The organism is Pseudotenacibaculum haliotis (assembly GCF_042684245.1).
Lineage (GTDB): Bacteria > Bacteroidota > Bacteroidia > Flavobacteriales > Flavobacteriaceae > Polaribacter > Polaribacter haliotis_A.
In genome coordinates, this window is the sequence record NZ_JBHULH010000001.1 from 68065 (window position 1) to 82290 (window position 14226).

Genomic DNA, 14226 nt, shown 5'->3' on the forward strand with positions numbered 1-14226 from the left:
TATACTAACTTTATAGAAAATATAATTCCAAATGGCAACGAATAAGATCATGTTAAAAAATGCATTCCTGATCTTTTCAGGAATCGTGCTATGGTTTCTTGTAATGAAACTGCTGGGGTTGGAAACACGTTCTGAGCTTCGTTTTATCAACTTTGTTTTTGTTTTGTGGGGTGTCAATCGCTCTATCAAAACAAATATCTTAGCCAACGGCGAAACTTTATACGTGCGAAATCTGGCGATCGGAATTGGTACCTCTGCCCTGGCAGTAGGAATGTCTATTGTAGGATTAATCCTCTATGTAAATCTGTTTGAACCGAGCTTTATCGCTTTGATCCAGGAGTCATTTTTATGGACAGGTACGGTTACCATGCCGTTAATTTCCTTTGCTTTGTTTATTGAAGGAATGGCCTCTTCTGTGGTCTGTTCGTTCATCCTGATGCAGTATTATAAGAATTACAAACCTGCGTAAAAGAATAAAAAAGCCGCTGATGAGCGGCTTTTTTTCAATAATCAATTATTAGTTGTCAGTTATCAATGATCACTGTTGATTGAAATATTCTTCAATACAAATTTTGCCAGTTCTACATTCCCAAATGTGGAAGATTTGTCAAAGATCACTTCCAAGAGAATATTAATAGCTCCTTCGGTATCTTTTTGGATATAATCAATAGCTAATGCTTTATTAATTTTTAAGCTTCCTTCGGTTTCTACATCGCAATCCAATTGCAAGCCTTTTTCTAGTGCATTGATTCTTTCCTCTCCGTCTAAGGTATTGGCATAATCTTTCCAGTAAGGAGCGTAGTTAGGAAATTTTGTTACTAGAACATCTAAAAACTCCGCTTTCTGTTCCGGGTCTTGAACCCATTCGAGCGTAATGTAATTTCTATACAATCCTTTTTCAAAAACACCTTCTTGTTCTTTTTTCAATGTAAATACAGCTATTTTGGAGGTAAAGAATCCGTTTGGGGCCAATACATCGGTCATTTGATAGTACTTCAATGCATTATCGTAATCGTCTTTTAACATATAGGTAAAAGCCAAGTCATACAATGGATATGGCCATTTGGGTGATCTCTCATGCGCTAAAAACAGCTTTTCAATTGCTAGATCGTACTCTCCTGCTTGTCCAAACTGTCGAGCTTCATTATGCAATACCATTGCTTCTTCGGAAGCATTGTTAACACCAATCATCTCATATTGATACCTACCTGTAGCTTGCGCCAATTCTTCAGTAGTAATCTCATTACCGTTTTTGTCTGTAAATTTTAATGTTGGTGGCTTCTGCTCCTGAACGGGTTGTTTAGGCTCATTGCCTACTTTTTTCTTCTTGAAGAAATTAAAGAGTCCCATAACAATTTTTAAATGAAGTTAGTATGGATTAAATGTACTAAAAAAGCCACTATTCAACAGTCTTTTCTATTTCTAATCCTATTTTACCTACTTATAGGGAATACGATCTTTTCATCTAGCCACTAATTTGGTCTTCAAATATTCGCGTCATGAAAAACTATACAATCATCAAAACATTTGTACTGTTATTGAACTTATCATTATCAGTACAGAGCATGAATGCTCAGGAAATTACCCCTACTAAAGAAGACAAAGCTAAACTAGCAAGAGAATTTGCACGTGTAGCCACAGGAAACACCTTCTCCTCTATTGGAAATTTTGCAGCCATAAGCACTGATAACAAAACGCTATCTGCATCAGCTTTTTTTATTACAGATGACTTTAATGTAATTAATATAGAAATATCTGGAGGTGCTATTAATGGGATAGCAGCTGTTTTTCAGGAAGGTAGGTTAAACAGTAAAGTAAGTTTTGGTGCATCATATAACGTTATGTTGAGAAAGCTGAACAGGAAAAACAACGTTATTTTTATAAATGATACAGAAGAGCTTAACCTAAAACTCGCTATTGAAGAGGAAAAAAGAAAGCTACAGAAAAAAAGATTCGCTTTTTTTAATCAAACAAGTAAAGCTGCATATAACAAAGAAAAAAACAAGTTAGACGCTGAGTTATTAAAGATAAAAAATGATACTATTCAAGATAAAGCAGCAATTGCTATTCTCGTATCTAACTCTGAACCTAAATACAAGATTAAACCTCTACAGAAAAAAATTAAGGCCGCACAGGAAAAAGCGAAAAGAATTAGCTCTTTACTTGAAGAAATGAAAAGAAGTCAAGATTATTTTGACAAACTTAAATATGATGAGTTAGCTACTGCATATAGATTAGAAAGCTCTAAAAAAGTTAAAGATTTAGAAGAGAAAATAAAAGATTTAAGGCCATATGCTTCTTCTTTTTCATGGTTATCTTTTGGATATAAAGCAACAAATGATTCATTTTCTTTGTTTGATGAATCACTACCTCTAAGTGAGCAACTGTCAAAACAGAGTTATACCTCACAAACAATCTTTTTTAATTTCAATCATCAAAATAATGCTCGAATCGTTAGAGAAAATGGAATTATTAAAAAAGTTCTTAAGTATCGAGGAAGAGAATATTTTTCAATAGGAGGGAAATTAGAAGTGACCCACAACTTATCTTCTTTGGATCAAGTAGAAATTGTAGATACTACGATTATTGATGTTAATACTGGAAGAGAAAAAACAACTAAACAAAATGCATTTTCCGGAGCTTACTTAAATGACTTAACAAATGGGTTAATTTACGCTGACTACTTCAAGTTTTTTTCAACAAAAGAAGATATGGCTGTTCATTTAAACCCTACAGTTTTGATGAGAGAAAACTTTAAGCCAGTTAGTTCATTTCAAATTGGAATTCTTTTCCCTTTTAAGGATAAAGACAAACAAAAAAATACTGTTAATCTAGAAATATTTTATCGTGCTAACGATATTTTCAATACTTCAAATAGCAAAAAATCCATACTAAATAGAAATACAATAGGGTTGCAAGCTATTTTTCCCTTTAACTTTTAATATTAACCATTAAATTTAAAATTATGTGGATTGTTATATGCCCAGAAAATGATTACCACAGCCCTATTTTTAGTAAAAAGGCTGATGCGTATCGAGCAGCCGAAGACCATAACAGTAGAACTGGTCACAGTGCTAGTGTTTATAGAGCTGCAGAAGAAAGTGATTAAACAAAAAAACCACGCTTTTCAGCGTGGTTCTCTATACTCTTTTATCTTTACTTCTTATCCTATTGCAAAGATGCCAAACTAGACTTGATAGTCTCGATCTTTGCCAAGGTATCTGATTCTTTCTTGCGCTCTAAAGCAATTACTTGCTCCGGTGCGTTGTTTACAAAGCGTTCGTTAGACAGCTTCTTCTGAATTCCGAATAGGAATCCTTCTGCGCGCTTCAACTCTTTGTTTAACTTTTCGATCTCTTCTTCTACGTTGATATTGTCTAAAGAAATCGGCACAAAATATTCGTTTGATTTTACTCTAAATGATGCTCCGTCTATTTTCTCTTTTACTTCATTGATCTGTGATACATTGGTCAATTTCTGAATTACAGAATTGAATTCTGATGTAAATCCTTCATTATTGATCACAGATACTTCAATGGCTTCTTTAAAAGCAATGTTCTTTTCTTTTCTAACGGTTCTCAACCCTGATACAACATCCGTAGCAAAATCAAAGTTAGAGATCAACTCCTCATCAAAAGAAGTTTGTTCAGGATACTTCGCAATGATCAATGCTTCTTCCGGAGTTCTCTCTTTTAACGTTTGCCATACTTCTTCTGTTAAGAATGGCATAAACGGATGTAAGATCTTTAAGTTATCTTCAAAAATATCGATCACCTCTGCATAGGTTTTCGCATCAATAGGCTGCTGATATGGAGGCTTAACGATCTCTAAGAACAACCCGCAGAAATCATCATAGATCAATTTATAGATCGCCATCAAAGCATCCGATAAACGGTATTTGCTATAGTGATCTTCGATCTCAGCTAATGTCTTCTGAAACTTAGAACGATACCATTTGATTGCCAACTTGCTAGATTCCGGTTGCGCAACTTCTTCTGAAGTTTCCCAAAGTGTTGTTAAGTAAAATGCACTCCACACTTTGTTTGCCAATCCTTTTCCTTGCTGACATAATGCTTCGTCAAACAACAAATCGTTTCCAGCAGCAGAACTCAACAACAATCCTACACGAACTCCATCTGCTCCAAAGTCTTTTATTAATCCTAAGGCATCCGGTGAATTTCCTAAGGATTTCGACATCTTTCTACGTTGTTTGTCGCGTACCAATCCTGTTAAATATACATTCTCGTACGGACGTTCGTCTTTGTACTCGTATCCGGCAATGATCATACGTGCTACCCAGAAGAATAAGATATCCGGTCCGGTTACCAAATCATTGGTTGGGTAGTAATATTTGATCTCTTCGTTCTCAGGGTTACGGATTCCGTCAAATACAGAAATTGGCCATAACCAAGACGAGAACCAAGTATCTAAAGCATCCGGATCTTGTTTTAGATCCTCAATGGTTAGTTTTGAGTTTTGAGTTTTCTCCTTTGCTAGTTGTAATGCTTCTTCTTTGCTTTCCGCTACCACAAAATCTTCTTTTCCTTCTCCGTAGAAGTAGGCAGGAATTTGTTGTCCCCACCACAACTGACGAGAGATGTTCCAATCGCGAACATTCTCCATCCAATGACGGTAGGTATTCTCAAACTTTTTTGGGAATAACTTTACTTCTCCTGTTTTTAATACAGCATCCAGCGCAGGTTTTGCCAATTCTTCCATCTTTAAGAACCACTGATCTGACAATCTTGGTTCAATCACAGCTTTGGTTCTTTCAGAAGTTCCTACATTGTGCGTAATACTTTCTGTTTTCACCAAACGTCCCATTTCTTCTAATTCCTTGGCAACATCTTTTCTGGCTACTACTCTATCTTTTCCTTGGTGATGCATTCCGAAACTATTCATAGATCCATCAGCATTCAATACATCAATCACTTCTAATTTGTGACGATCTCCAATTTCTTTATCATTTACATCATGTGCAGGAGTTACTTTTAAACACCCTGTACCAAACTCAATATCTACATAATCATCTTCAATAATTGGTATTACACGGTTACAAAGAGGAACAATTACCTTCTTTCCTCTCAAGTGTGTATAACGCTCATCATTTGGGTTGATACATACGGCTGTATCTCCTAAAATTGTTTCCGGACGTGTAGTTGCAATGGTTACGAATTCTTCTTCTCCTTCGATCTGATACTGTACATAGTACAACTTATCATTTCTCTCTTCATAGATCACCTCTTCATCAGACAAGGTTGTTTGTGCTTCAGGATCCCAATTTACCATTCGGTATCCACGATAGATCAATCCTTTGTTATACAGATCAACAAACACTTTGATCACGGCTTCAGACATATCCGGATCCATTGTAAACTTTGTTCGATCCCAATCGCAAGAAGCTCCTAACTTCTTTAATTGCTCAAGGATGATTCCTCCATACTTGTCTTTCCATTCCCAAGCATGCTCCAAGAACTCTTCTCTAGTTAAATCGTTCTTATCAATTCCTTGCTCCTTTAATTTTGCTACTACTTTTGCTTCTGTAGCAATAGAAGCATGATCCATTCCCGGAACCCAACAAGCATTTTTACCCAATAAACGAGCACGACGAATCAATACATCTTGAATGGTATTGTTTAACATATGTCCCATGTGCAAGACTCCGGTAACATTTGGTGGCGGAATTACTATTGTATACGGTTCTCTGTCATCTACTTCTGAATGAAAATAATTGTGTTTCATCCAGTAATCATACCACTTGTCTTCTACTGAAGTTGCATCATATTTTGATGGAATGCTCATAAATTTGGAATACTTTTTGAATATAGCCTACAAAAGTACAACTATCTCCAATATTTAAGAAATGAAAAGAGAGTAAAGATGGTTGAAATTGAAATTGAATCTTGAAGTTGAAGTTGAAAACTGAGTACTAAACACTAAGTGCTAAAAACTCATTAACTATTGTATTCAAAAACTTTAACTTTTTTGCGGATGATTTATTTGTACTTTTACAAAAAAGAAAATCTTATGAGAGCTGTATTGACTTTTGCTTTGATCTTGTTTGTGGGTTTCTCTTCTTTTGGTCAAGATGACAAACCTATTTTTAAATTTAAAGCCGAGACCTTAAACTACGGTAAGATTGCACTGGGTTCTGATGGAAAACGTGTGTTTGAATTTACCAACGTAGGAAAGTCTCCGTTGATCATTACCAGAATTCAAGCTTCTTGTGGATGTACAGTTCCTAAAAAACCTGAACGACCAATTATGCCGGGAGAAAAAGGAACGATTGAAATTTCTTACGACACCAAAAGAGTAGGCGGATTTTCTAAAGCTATTACCATTTTTTCTAACGCAAAGACTCCACGTAAAATGGTAAAGATCAAAGGATATGTAGAAAGAGTAGCTGCTCCTGAAAAGAAAAAGAGCATGCTTTCTAACGATAGCTAGATAATCCTTTTCAAACGAAATTTATAGGTATATTCTTTTCCGTCTCGTTCTATCTTTAGAATGATGCGTCTGTTGTTGCTCGACTGAAAAAGTCTGTTAATATCACTCAGCTTGTACACATGTGCCGGTCTTCTATTGATCGTTAAAATAACATCGTCTATTTTGAGTCCTGCCTTATGCCCCGGCGATCCTTCTACCACATTATGAATTCTATAAGACGGTCGGAATTTATAACGATAGGTAGTTACCACAGAAACACTGGTATTTCCTGAAGTTTGACTGTTTCTAGAATATCCTGTATTTATCTTAGGTGCTTCTTCTACTTTTACCAATCGTCTTCCGTTGTGAATTACATCCAATCCACTCATATTATAGTTGAATCCTCCTTTTAAAGAACCTGTTTTCTTTAAAATGATGCGTCTGTTTGGATAATCAATCCACACTCTGAATCGTTTTAAGATATTTCCTCCTATACTTCCATTTCTTCCTATTACCCTACGAGCTATCTTGGTAGAAACCGTATCTAAGAACGATACTGTAGGCTCCATGATCTCAAAACTACCGATCTTCATTCTAGGAATTCGGCTACGGTTTCCGTAGATGGTTCCGCTTAACCCTTCTCCTAAAATATCTCTGAAATGCTTATTAGGAGTCATAATGTTACTCTTGGTATGTTCAAACAACCAAAAGGCATCACTTCCTCCTGAATCGATCAAGAGTTTTACCGGTGTTAGTGTGTTTCCAATAGTGTCTACCTGCGCATCTGCATACATGTATGGCTTATTTTTGATGAGCTCTATTTTGAACTCTTCACAGGATTTACATTTTCGTATTGTATTGTTTTTGGGATTGTAAAAAGTGACGTACTTTTTGTTGTAATCGATCTTTACGATCATGTCTTTGATCAATCGATATCCAATAATTCCGTTAATGGTAATCCCCATTTTTGCTGATAGATCAAACTTGTCATTAACAACCAGGTGTATAGACTCGTTATAACTAATCAGATTATTTAGTGTAAAGGTATTATTTCTGGATAGTAAAGATTCTACTGCTTCTCCGTTTCCTAGTCCTTGTAAATTAACCTTCTGTACATTCTTTAACTCAAGACTGTCTTGATCTGAAAGGTTAAAAAGGATGGTTTTATTGACCCCTGTATCTAAAATAAAGTTCAATTTTCTATTATTGATCTCTAGTGGAATTACAATCAAATTATTGATCAATCGGAATTTTACCTTGGTCTTCTTCTGAGTGGGATCAAAAAAACGAAAACCGCTCTGACTAACAACTGTGCTAGAGCTTATTAGACAAAATAGTAAGGCAAAAAGAGTAACATGTTTTTTCAAATGCAGTTGAGTTTCTTAACTAAATGTACAAATTTTAAGAAATTTCCTTTTCTTTTTTAGAAAACTTTAACCTTTCAAAACAACCTCTAAAACTATCTTATTTATAAAATTTATTTCGCAAATTTGCATGTGAAAATTCAATTTTTAAACAATGCCATCGATATCACATAAGGGGCAAGCAATGCCCGAATCTCCTATCCGTAAATTGGTTCCTTATGCAGAAGCTGCAAAGAAGAACGGAACTAAGGTTTATCATTTGAATATTGGTCAGCCAGATATTAAAACACCACAAGTTGCATTAGATGCTGTAAAGAACAATACTATTGAAGTATTGTCTTATGCTCGCTCTGAAGGTTCTGAAGAATACAGAGAAAAGCTAGCGGCTTATTATCAAAAGAACAACATTCACGTTGGTTCTAATGATATTATTGCTACTACCGGAGGTTCTGAAGCTTTATTATTTACTATTGGAAGTATTACTGATCCGGGTGATGAAATTATTATTCCTGAGCCTTTTTATGCGAATTACAATGGTTTTTCTACCGCTTCAGGAGTAAAAGTGGTTCCTGTGATCTCTTCGATTGATGATAATTTTGCTTTGCCAAAAATTGAAGATTTTGAAAAACTAATCACTTCAAAGACCAAAGCGATCTTGATCTGTAATCCCGGAAACCCAACCGGATACTTATACAGTAAAGAAGAAATAGAAAAACTAAAGCAGATTGTTCTTAAACACGATCTGTTCTTGATTGCTGATGAAGTATACAGAGAATTTGCGTACGATGGAAATACGCATCATTCTGTAATGTCTGAAGAAGGATTGGAGCAAAATGCTATTATGATCGATTCTGTTTCTAAGCGTTACAGTATGTGTGGAGCAAGAATTGGTTGTATTGTTTCTAAGAATCAGAATTTTATCAATACAGCGATCAAATTTGCGCAAGCGCGTTTGAGTCCACCAACTTACGCATTGCTTGCCAGTGAAGCCGCTTTAGATACTCCGCAGAGTTATTTTGATGATGTAATTGAAGAATATGTAGAGCGTAGAAATACGTTGATCTCTGAATTGCAAAAGATCGAAGGTGTAAAAGTTGCAAACCCAAAAGGAGCTTTTTATTGTATTGCAGAGCTTCCTGTAGATGATACAGATGCTTTTGCTCAATGGTTATTAGAAAAGTTTAATGACAATAACGAAACTGTAATGGTTGCTCCGGCAGGAGGATTCTACTCTACAGCAGGAGAAGGAAAGAATCAGGTTCGTATTGCATATGTATTAAACAAGAAAGATCTAACTCGTTGTGTTGAGATCTTAAAGAATGCCTTAAACCAATACAATTCCTAGTTGAACATTCAACAAAACATATCACTTAAAGAATACAATACGTTTGGTATCGATGTTACTGCCAAACGTTTTGTTTCTGTAGAGAGCTTTTATGAGCTTCAAGAAGTCATTAAACAAGAGAAAGATATTTTCTTACTAAGTGGCGGAAGTAATATGTTATTGACCGGCGATATTGAAAAGCTGGTTGTTCATGTAAATATCAAAGGGATTTCTATTGATGCTGAATCGGAAAGCCATGTGAATCTTACTGTTAATGCCGGTGAAGATTGGCATCAGTTTGTTTTGTGGTGCCTGGATCAAAATTATGGAGGAATAGAAAATCTTTCTTTGATTCCGGGAAATGTGGGTACCTGCCCTATTCAGAATATTGGTGCGTATGGCGTAGAAGTTAAAGACGTGATCACCAAAGTAGAGGGAATTGATATTGCTACCGGAAAAAGAATCGAATTTTCTAATGAGCAGTGTCTATTTGGATATAGAAATTCCATTTTTAAGAATGAACTGAAAGGTAAATGTGTATTGACTTCTGTGAGTTTCCGATTGACTAAAAAAAATCACACTTTAAATACGAGTTACGGAGCAATCGAAGCTGAGTTAAATACACAAGGAATTGCTTCTCCTACCATCAAAGATATTTCCAATGCGGTAATTAAGATTCGTCAATCTAAATTACCAGACCCTAAAGAAATTGGAAACAGCGGTAGCTTTTTTAAAAATCCTGTGATCTCTACAGATCATTTTGAAAAACTTAAAGAAGCTTACCCCAACATTCCTAGTTATCCTATTTCTGAGCAAGAAGTAAAGGTTCCAGCGGGATGGTTGATTGAAACTGCCGGGTTTAAAGGAAAGCGTTTTGGCGATTTTGGCGTACATAAAAAACAAGCTTTGGTGCTTGTGAATTATGGAAATGCTAGTGGAAAAGACATCTACAAATTAGCACAAGAAATTCAGCAAACCATTCAAAATACTTTTGGCATCTCACTAGAGATTGAGGTGAATGTAATTAGATAAAAAAAAGCCTCCCGAGAATCGGAAGACTTTTGCATTTAATTAACCAACCAAAACCAAATGTTTTTATAGTCCTGTTCTACCTCTATTTATTTAGACACAAATACTCATAAAAAGTTGTTTTTGCCTCTTAATTTCTTCTCCTTCTACCTCTTTCGGGTCTTGGCGCCTTGTCCAACTCTTCTTTGCTTATATAATTATCTCCGTTTACATCTACTTTATCAAAGTGATCACTCAATGGGCCTCTAGCTTCTTTTTTACTGATTTTCCCATCTTTATTTCTATCCATCATCTTAAGAATCTCTTCGCTACTTGGTGGCGACTGTCTTCTATTGTTTCCAAATCTGTTTCTAGTCATTCTTCTACCTCCGTTTCCTAGAATGCCGCCTCCAACAGCAAAATCTTTGCTTGGTGTTCCTACAAAATATCTTGGTAGCGAAGGAAAATCATCTGTAATTACATAATAGTATGTTCCTTTAGGAAACTCGGGAGTAATCCCAAATCTTCCGTTTGCCTTGTCTAGATTTCCCAGACCTTCTACATATTCAAAATCTCTTACGTAGGTACCGTCATAGTTACCATCCGGAGCTGTTTTTCCATCTCCCGGCCTCTTTCCTTGTTTTAATTGATAGCTTGACGTTAGAGCGATTACTTTTGAGCCTGCATTCATCGGATCTTCATAACCAAATTTGTAGTAGATCGGGAATCCATCTGCTGCCCATCCTACTTGCTGCATCCCTTCTTTCTTCATACTTTTTATAAACTCCCAAGGAGTTCCGTGGTAATGATATTCTCCGGTAGGTTGTACATGTGCATTATTACAATCGTCTCCTAAATTTACATTGGTACTCAATGCTTCCAATGTCCAATCAGAATTCATATTTCTGCCTCTTCCTCCAAAGAATTCAGCTGCTGTAGGTTCTAACTTTACTCCGTTTAACGCTACACCAAACTCATAAGCCGGAAATCCTTTTCCAAATCCGTCTGCAGATACAGATGTCAGTTTACTTGCTTTTTTAGGGTTCAATGGAATATTATATTGTTTGTTTTGCTCACTGATGGTATTTGGATTTCCCGGATTGGGGAACTCTCCTACCTTATGATCCGGAATAGCATTGGCTGTAATAATCCTGTAATCTCCTTTGGTCTTTTCTGTTACCTTGTTCTTTTGCGTTAAGGTTTGGGTACATTTTATACCACTGGTTACAGAAAAAGTTCCATTCTTTTCTTGTGCTGATATTCCTATGGTTATGGATAGCGCTATTGCTAATGTGAATTGATCTTTCATCGTTATTCTGTGCTTTTAATTCTCTTTGAATGGATCTGAATACTTTTCGTCTGTTACAAAGTTGTTATCTGTAAGTGTGAGTAGAAAATCGATCAAGCCTTGTCTTTCTGCTGGAGTAAGATTCAACCTTCTTACTTGTCCTCCTCCAACTCTCAATCTGTTATCCAAGTCGGCACTATTTTGTACTCCTGTATCGTAATGATCGATCACATCTCCTAGTGTTGCAAATCGTCCGTCATGCATATAAGGCGCTGTGAGTTCTATGTTTCTTAACGAACCTACTTTGAACTCTCCTCTATCTCCATTGTTTCCGGTAACTCCTCCCACACCTAAATCTGTGAGGATTGCATCCAAACCATTGTTTCTAGCTGCATCACCTACCATAGCATTGGTATCATGACAGTCTGAACATCGAGTTCTGTTACTGTAGAATAAGTTCTTTCCAAGGTTTTCTGAAGCTGTAAAGTTTGGAAACGGAGTATTTTCATTGTTTACCTGTGCCATTCCTTGATCAAATTTTGATTCATAAGAAACCATAGATCTTACAAATTGTGCTAAAGCCATAGATATTCTTTCGGTTGTAACATTGGCATCACCAAAAGCTCTGGTAAATAAAATTTGATAATATTCTTCTGCTGCTACTTTATTGGTCAACTCATCTAAAGTCAACCCCATTTCAACGGCATCTTGGATAGGCATTAAAACCTGATCTTCAAGTGAGTCTGCTCTTTCATCCCAGAAAAACCTTCCATTGTTATAGAACTTAGCATTGGCCAATCCCATAGAGTTTCTTCCTGTTAATCCTCCTTCAAATCCAATACTTAAAGTATTTGGGTCTGAAAAGCCATTCTCTTGAATGTGACAAGAAGCGCAGGAAACAGTGTTGTTTGCCGATAGTTTTTTATCGTAAAAAAGAACTCTCCCTAAAGTTGCTCCGGCATCTGTGATGGGATTATTGTTTGGCGTGTTGTCTTCGTCTTGCAATTGGTTGTCTAAAAAATAAATCGGAAGGATAATATTGGCATAGTTAAACGAAGTCGTTGGTAAATTTAATGTCAATGCTAAAATATCATCATCAGTTACATCTCCATCGTCACCGTCGTTTACAATATCATCATTTGTGATGTCTACATATTCTTCTTCGCTAGCACATGAAATAATGTTAATCGCTAAGATCAGCAGTAAAATATTTTTTAAGTTCCTCATAATACATCTTTTTAAATGAAACAATGGTTGTAAAAACAGGTCGTTTTATCATTTGGATGTAAGCGAAAAGAAAAACTTGTGCTTGTGCTAAAAAAAAATTGAATTAAAATAAAAAACCCCGACAGTTGTCAGGGTTTATTTTAAAAATCTCTTTCGGGAGGTCCCGGTGGGCCTCGTCTGTCTGGACCCGGTTTTTTTGGACCTCTTCGTCGCAGTACTTTATCTATAATTTTATCGAATATTTTTGCTTGATCTTCATCACACAAACTTCTTACTTCTTTAAAAAAGGCATACATTTCTTTTTGCTTGGCTTCTTCTAATTCTCCAATTCTGGAAGTAATAGAATCCGGAGAGAACCCTTCTTCTGCAAAAGAATTGAATAATTTCTTCCTCAAATCTCTTAACTCGTCATCTAATTGCATCATTTCACGTCGATGCACACGATCTAACATGAAAAAGCGATCTTTTTGTTCTTCAGTAAAGTTAAGCTCTTCTGTAAGAAAACCTGGACCTTTTTGAGGTTGTTTTCCCATCTTCTTATCCAAGATCATATACAACAACAGTGCATTGATGATCAACATGATAAGCAAGAAGGCATATAGTAGTTTTTTTCTCATGTCATTTAGTTTAATGTGAGATCTGAATCTGAATAATCTAAATCGTAATCTTCAACAAAAGCCTCAAAACCTGTTAGCTCTTGATCTATCCCTTGTGAAGTAAACGAAAAATAAATGGCTGTAGCATTGATCATGACAATTAATGCGAATGCTGCTAATTGCAGTTGTGGAGTAAACCATGCCAACGACGGTACTTTTTCTTCTGATTCTTGGCCAATTTGGTTCAATACTTTGTTCTTAAAGAAAGGACTCACCTTTACTTCTTGAATCTCATCTAAAACATCGAAAGTATTGTTATTTTCTATACTGTTGTTTTTATTTGTTTTCATCTCTATTTCTTTAAGATGCAATATCTTTTCAAAACTTGCGTTTATGATTCGTTTTTATAAAAATTTTCTAATTTCTTCTGTAAATTCTTCTTTGCTCTAAACATAATAGATTCTACAGAGGACAAACTTTTTCCGGTGATCTCTACGATCTCCTGATAGCTTTTACCATCGATCTTTGCTAGTGTAAATACTACCCTCTGACTTTCGGGCAGGGTGTTTATAGCTAAAAAGATCGTCTCTGATTTCTCTTTATTTTCCAATAAAATTCCGGGGTGATTGAACTCTGTAAAAAAACTTGTTTTGTCTAACGGAATCTCATCTCCTAATATCGTTTGCATAAAAGCAAATCTCTTCTTGGCGTTTTTCTTTCGTATAAATTCCAAGCACTTGTTTGTACATATTTTGTAGATCCAAGTAGAGAGCTTAGAGTTTCCTTTGAATTTATGCACAGATCTATATACTTCTAAAAAAACCTCTTGTGCTATATCTTCTGCATCTTCCTTATTTGGCACAAAAGAAATACAGGTATGAAACACTTTTTGCTGATACTCATCTAATAACTCTGCAAAAGCTGCTTCGCTCCCTTTTTTTAGTTTTCTTATGAACTCGTCTTGGTTAGTCAAAAAAGTAGAATTCTGCTCTT

13 protein-coding genes are annotated in these 14226 nt (G+C 35.7%); 5 read left to right on the plus strand and 8 right to left on the minus strand.

Annotation, left to right across the window (positions count from 1 at the left end):
* The first annotated feature begins 31 nt into the window (after nucleotides 1-31).
* The gene (locus ACFSRZ_RS00300) at nucleotides 32-469 is read left to right on the plus strand and encodes a hypothetical protein (protein WP_379664512.1); all 438 of its coding nucleotides are present in this window, start codon (nucleotides 32-34) and stop codon (nucleotides 467-469) included.
* A 62-nt stretch (nucleotides 470-531) separates the two neighbouring features.
* Here ACFSRZ_RS00300 and ACFSRZ_RS00305 read toward each other — a convergent pair whose 3' ends face one another.
* Nucleotides 532-1350, minus strand: coding sequence for a tetratricopeptide repeat protein (locus tag ACFSRZ_RS00305; RefSeq protein WP_379664513.1), 819 nt, complete (start codon nucleotides 1348-1350; stop codon nucleotides 532-534).
* A gap of 149 nt (nucleotides 1351-1499) precedes the next feature.
* Between ACFSRZ_RS00305 and ACFSRZ_RS00310 the strand changes: the two genes are divergently transcribed.
* A complete protein-coding gene (locus ACFSRZ_RS00310) occupies nucleotides 1500-2942 on the plus strand; it encodes a hypothetical protein (protein ID WP_379664514.1) in 1443 nt (480 codons plus the stop codon).
* A gap of 226 nt (nucleotides 2943-3168) precedes the next feature.
* Here ACFSRZ_RS00310 and ACFSRZ_RS00315 read toward each other — a convergent pair whose 3' ends face one another.
* Complete coding sequence (locus tag ACFSRZ_RS00315) at nucleotides 3169-5802, minus strand: valine--tRNA ligase (RefSeq protein WP_379664515.1); 2634 nt, start codon at nucleotides 5800-5802, stop codon at nucleotides 3169-3171.
* 225 nt (nucleotides 5803-6027) lie between these two features.
* Here ACFSRZ_RS00315 and ACFSRZ_RS00320 point away from each other — a divergent pair, with 225 nt between their 5' ends.
* Nucleotides 6028-6447, plus strand: coding sequence for a DUF1573 domain-containing protein (locus tag ACFSRZ_RS00320; RefSeq protein ID WP_379664516.1), 420 nt, complete (start codon nucleotides 6028-6030; stop codon nucleotides 6445-6447).
* Here the strand turns inward: ACFSRZ_RS00320 and ACFSRZ_RS00325 are convergent.
* Entirely contained in the window at nucleotides 6444-7670 is a 1227-nt protein-coding gene (locus tag ACFSRZ_RS00325) for a retropepsin-like aspartic protease (RefSeq protein ID WP_379664517.1), read from the minus strand. The two genes, ACFSRZ_RS00320 and ACFSRZ_RS00325, sit on opposite strands and share 4 nt — an antisense overlap.
* A gap of 274 nt (nucleotides 7671-7944) precedes the next feature.
* Between ACFSRZ_RS00325 and ACFSRZ_RS00330 the strand changes: the two genes are divergently transcribed.
* The gene (locus tag ACFSRZ_RS00330; protein ID WP_379664518.1) at nucleotides 7945-9135 is read left to right on the plus strand and encodes a pyridoxal phosphate-dependent aminotransferase; all 1191 of its coding nucleotides are present in this window, start codon (nucleotides 7945-7947) and stop codon (nucleotides 9133-9135) included.
* A complete protein-coding gene (gene murB, locus ACFSRZ_RS00335; RefSeq protein ID WP_379664519.1) occupies nucleotides 9136-10146 on the plus strand; it encodes a UDP-N-acetylmuramate dehydrogenase in 1011 nt (336 codons plus the stop codon).
* Between the two features lie 127 nt (nucleotides 10147-10273).
* On the opposite strand, the gene ACFSRZ_RS00340 is transcribed toward murB, so the two are convergent.
* The 5 genes from ACFSRZ_RS00340 to ACFSRZ_RS00360 all read right to left on the minus strand — a co-directional run bounded on the left by ACFSRZ_RS00340 (nucleotide 10274) and on the right by ACFSRZ_RS00360 (nucleotide 14206).
* Nucleotides 10274-11431, minus strand: coding sequence for a YHYH protein (locus tag ACFSRZ_RS00340; protein WP_379664520.1), 1158 nt, complete (start codon nucleotides 11429-11431; stop codon nucleotides 10274-10276).
* A gap of 15 nt (nucleotides 11432-11446) precedes the next feature.
* Nucleotides 11447-12637, minus strand: coding sequence for a cytochrome-c peroxidase (locus ACFSRZ_RS00345; RefSeq protein WP_379664521.1), 1191 nt, complete (start codon nucleotides 12635-12637; stop codon nucleotides 11447-11449).
* A 140-nt stretch (nucleotides 12638-12777) separates the two neighbouring features.
* Nucleotides 12778-13254 carry a Spy/CpxP family protein refolding chaperone gene (locus ACFSRZ_RS00350; protein ID WP_379664522.1) on the minus strand — a complete coding sequence of 159 codons (477 nt, stop codon included), beginning with the start codon at nucleotides 13252-13254 and terminating at the stop codon, nucleotides 12778-12780.
* A gap of 5 nt (nucleotides 13255-13259) precedes the next feature.
* The gene (locus ACFSRZ_RS00355) at nucleotides 13260-13583 is read right to left on the minus strand and encodes a hypothetical protein (protein ID WP_379664523.1); all 324 of its coding nucleotides are present in this window, start codon (nucleotides 13581-13583) and stop codon (nucleotides 13260-13262) included.
* Between the two features lie 41 nt (nucleotides 13584-13624).
* The gene (locus ACFSRZ_RS00360) at nucleotides 13625-14206 is read right to left on the minus strand and encodes an RNA polymerase sigma factor (RefSeq protein WP_379664524.1); all 582 of its coding nucleotides are present in this window, start codon (nucleotides 14204-14206) and stop codon (nucleotides 13625-13627) included.
* Between the last annotated feature and the right edge of the window lie 20 nt (nucleotides 14207-14226).

What these genes read in the sequence shown, in the direction of transcription:
- ACFSRZ_RS00300 (WP_379664512.1), top strand. Translation starts at nt 32, where the DNA reads ATGGCAACGAATAAGATCATGTTAAAAAATGCATTCCTGATCTTTTCA.
- ACFSRZ_RS00305 (WP_379664513.1), bottom strand. Translation starts at nt 1,350, where the DNA reads ATGGGACTCTTTAATTTCTTCAAGAAGAAAAAAGTAGGCAATGAGCCT.
- ACFSRZ_RS00310 (WP_379664514.1), top strand. Translation starts at nt 1,500, where the DNA reads ATGAAAAACTATACAATCATCAAAACATTTGTACTGTTATTGAACTTA.
- ACFSRZ_RS00315 (WP_379664515.1), bottom strand. Translation starts at nt 5,802, where the DNA reads ATGAGCATTCCATCAAAATATGATGCAACTTCAGTAGAAGACAAGTGG.
- ACFSRZ_RS00320 (WP_379664516.1), top strand. Translation starts at nt 6,028, where the DNA reads ATGAGAGCTGTATTGACTTTTGCTTTGATCTTGTTTGTGGGTTTCTCT.
- ACFSRZ_RS00330 (WP_379664518.1), top strand. Translation starts at nt 7,945, where the DNA reads ATGCCATCGATATCACATAAGGGGCAAGCAATGCCCGAATCTCCTATC.
- ACFSRZ_RS00340 (WP_379664520.1), bottom strand. Translation starts at nt 11,431, where the DNA reads ATGAAAGATCAATTCACATTAGCAATAGCGCTATCCATAACCATAGGA.
- ACFSRZ_RS00345 (WP_379664521.1), bottom strand. Translation starts at nt 12,637, where the DNA reads ATGAGGAACTTAAAAAATATTTTACTGCTGATCTTAGCGATTAACATT.
- ACFSRZ_RS00350 (WP_379664522.1), bottom strand. Translation starts at nt 13,254, where the DNA reads ATGAGAAAAAAACTACTATATGCCTTCTTGCTTATCATGTTGATCATC.
- ACFSRZ_RS00355 (WP_379664523.1), bottom strand. Translation starts at nt 13,583, where the DNA reads ATGAAAACAAATAAAAACAACAGTATAGAAAATAACAATACTTTCGAT.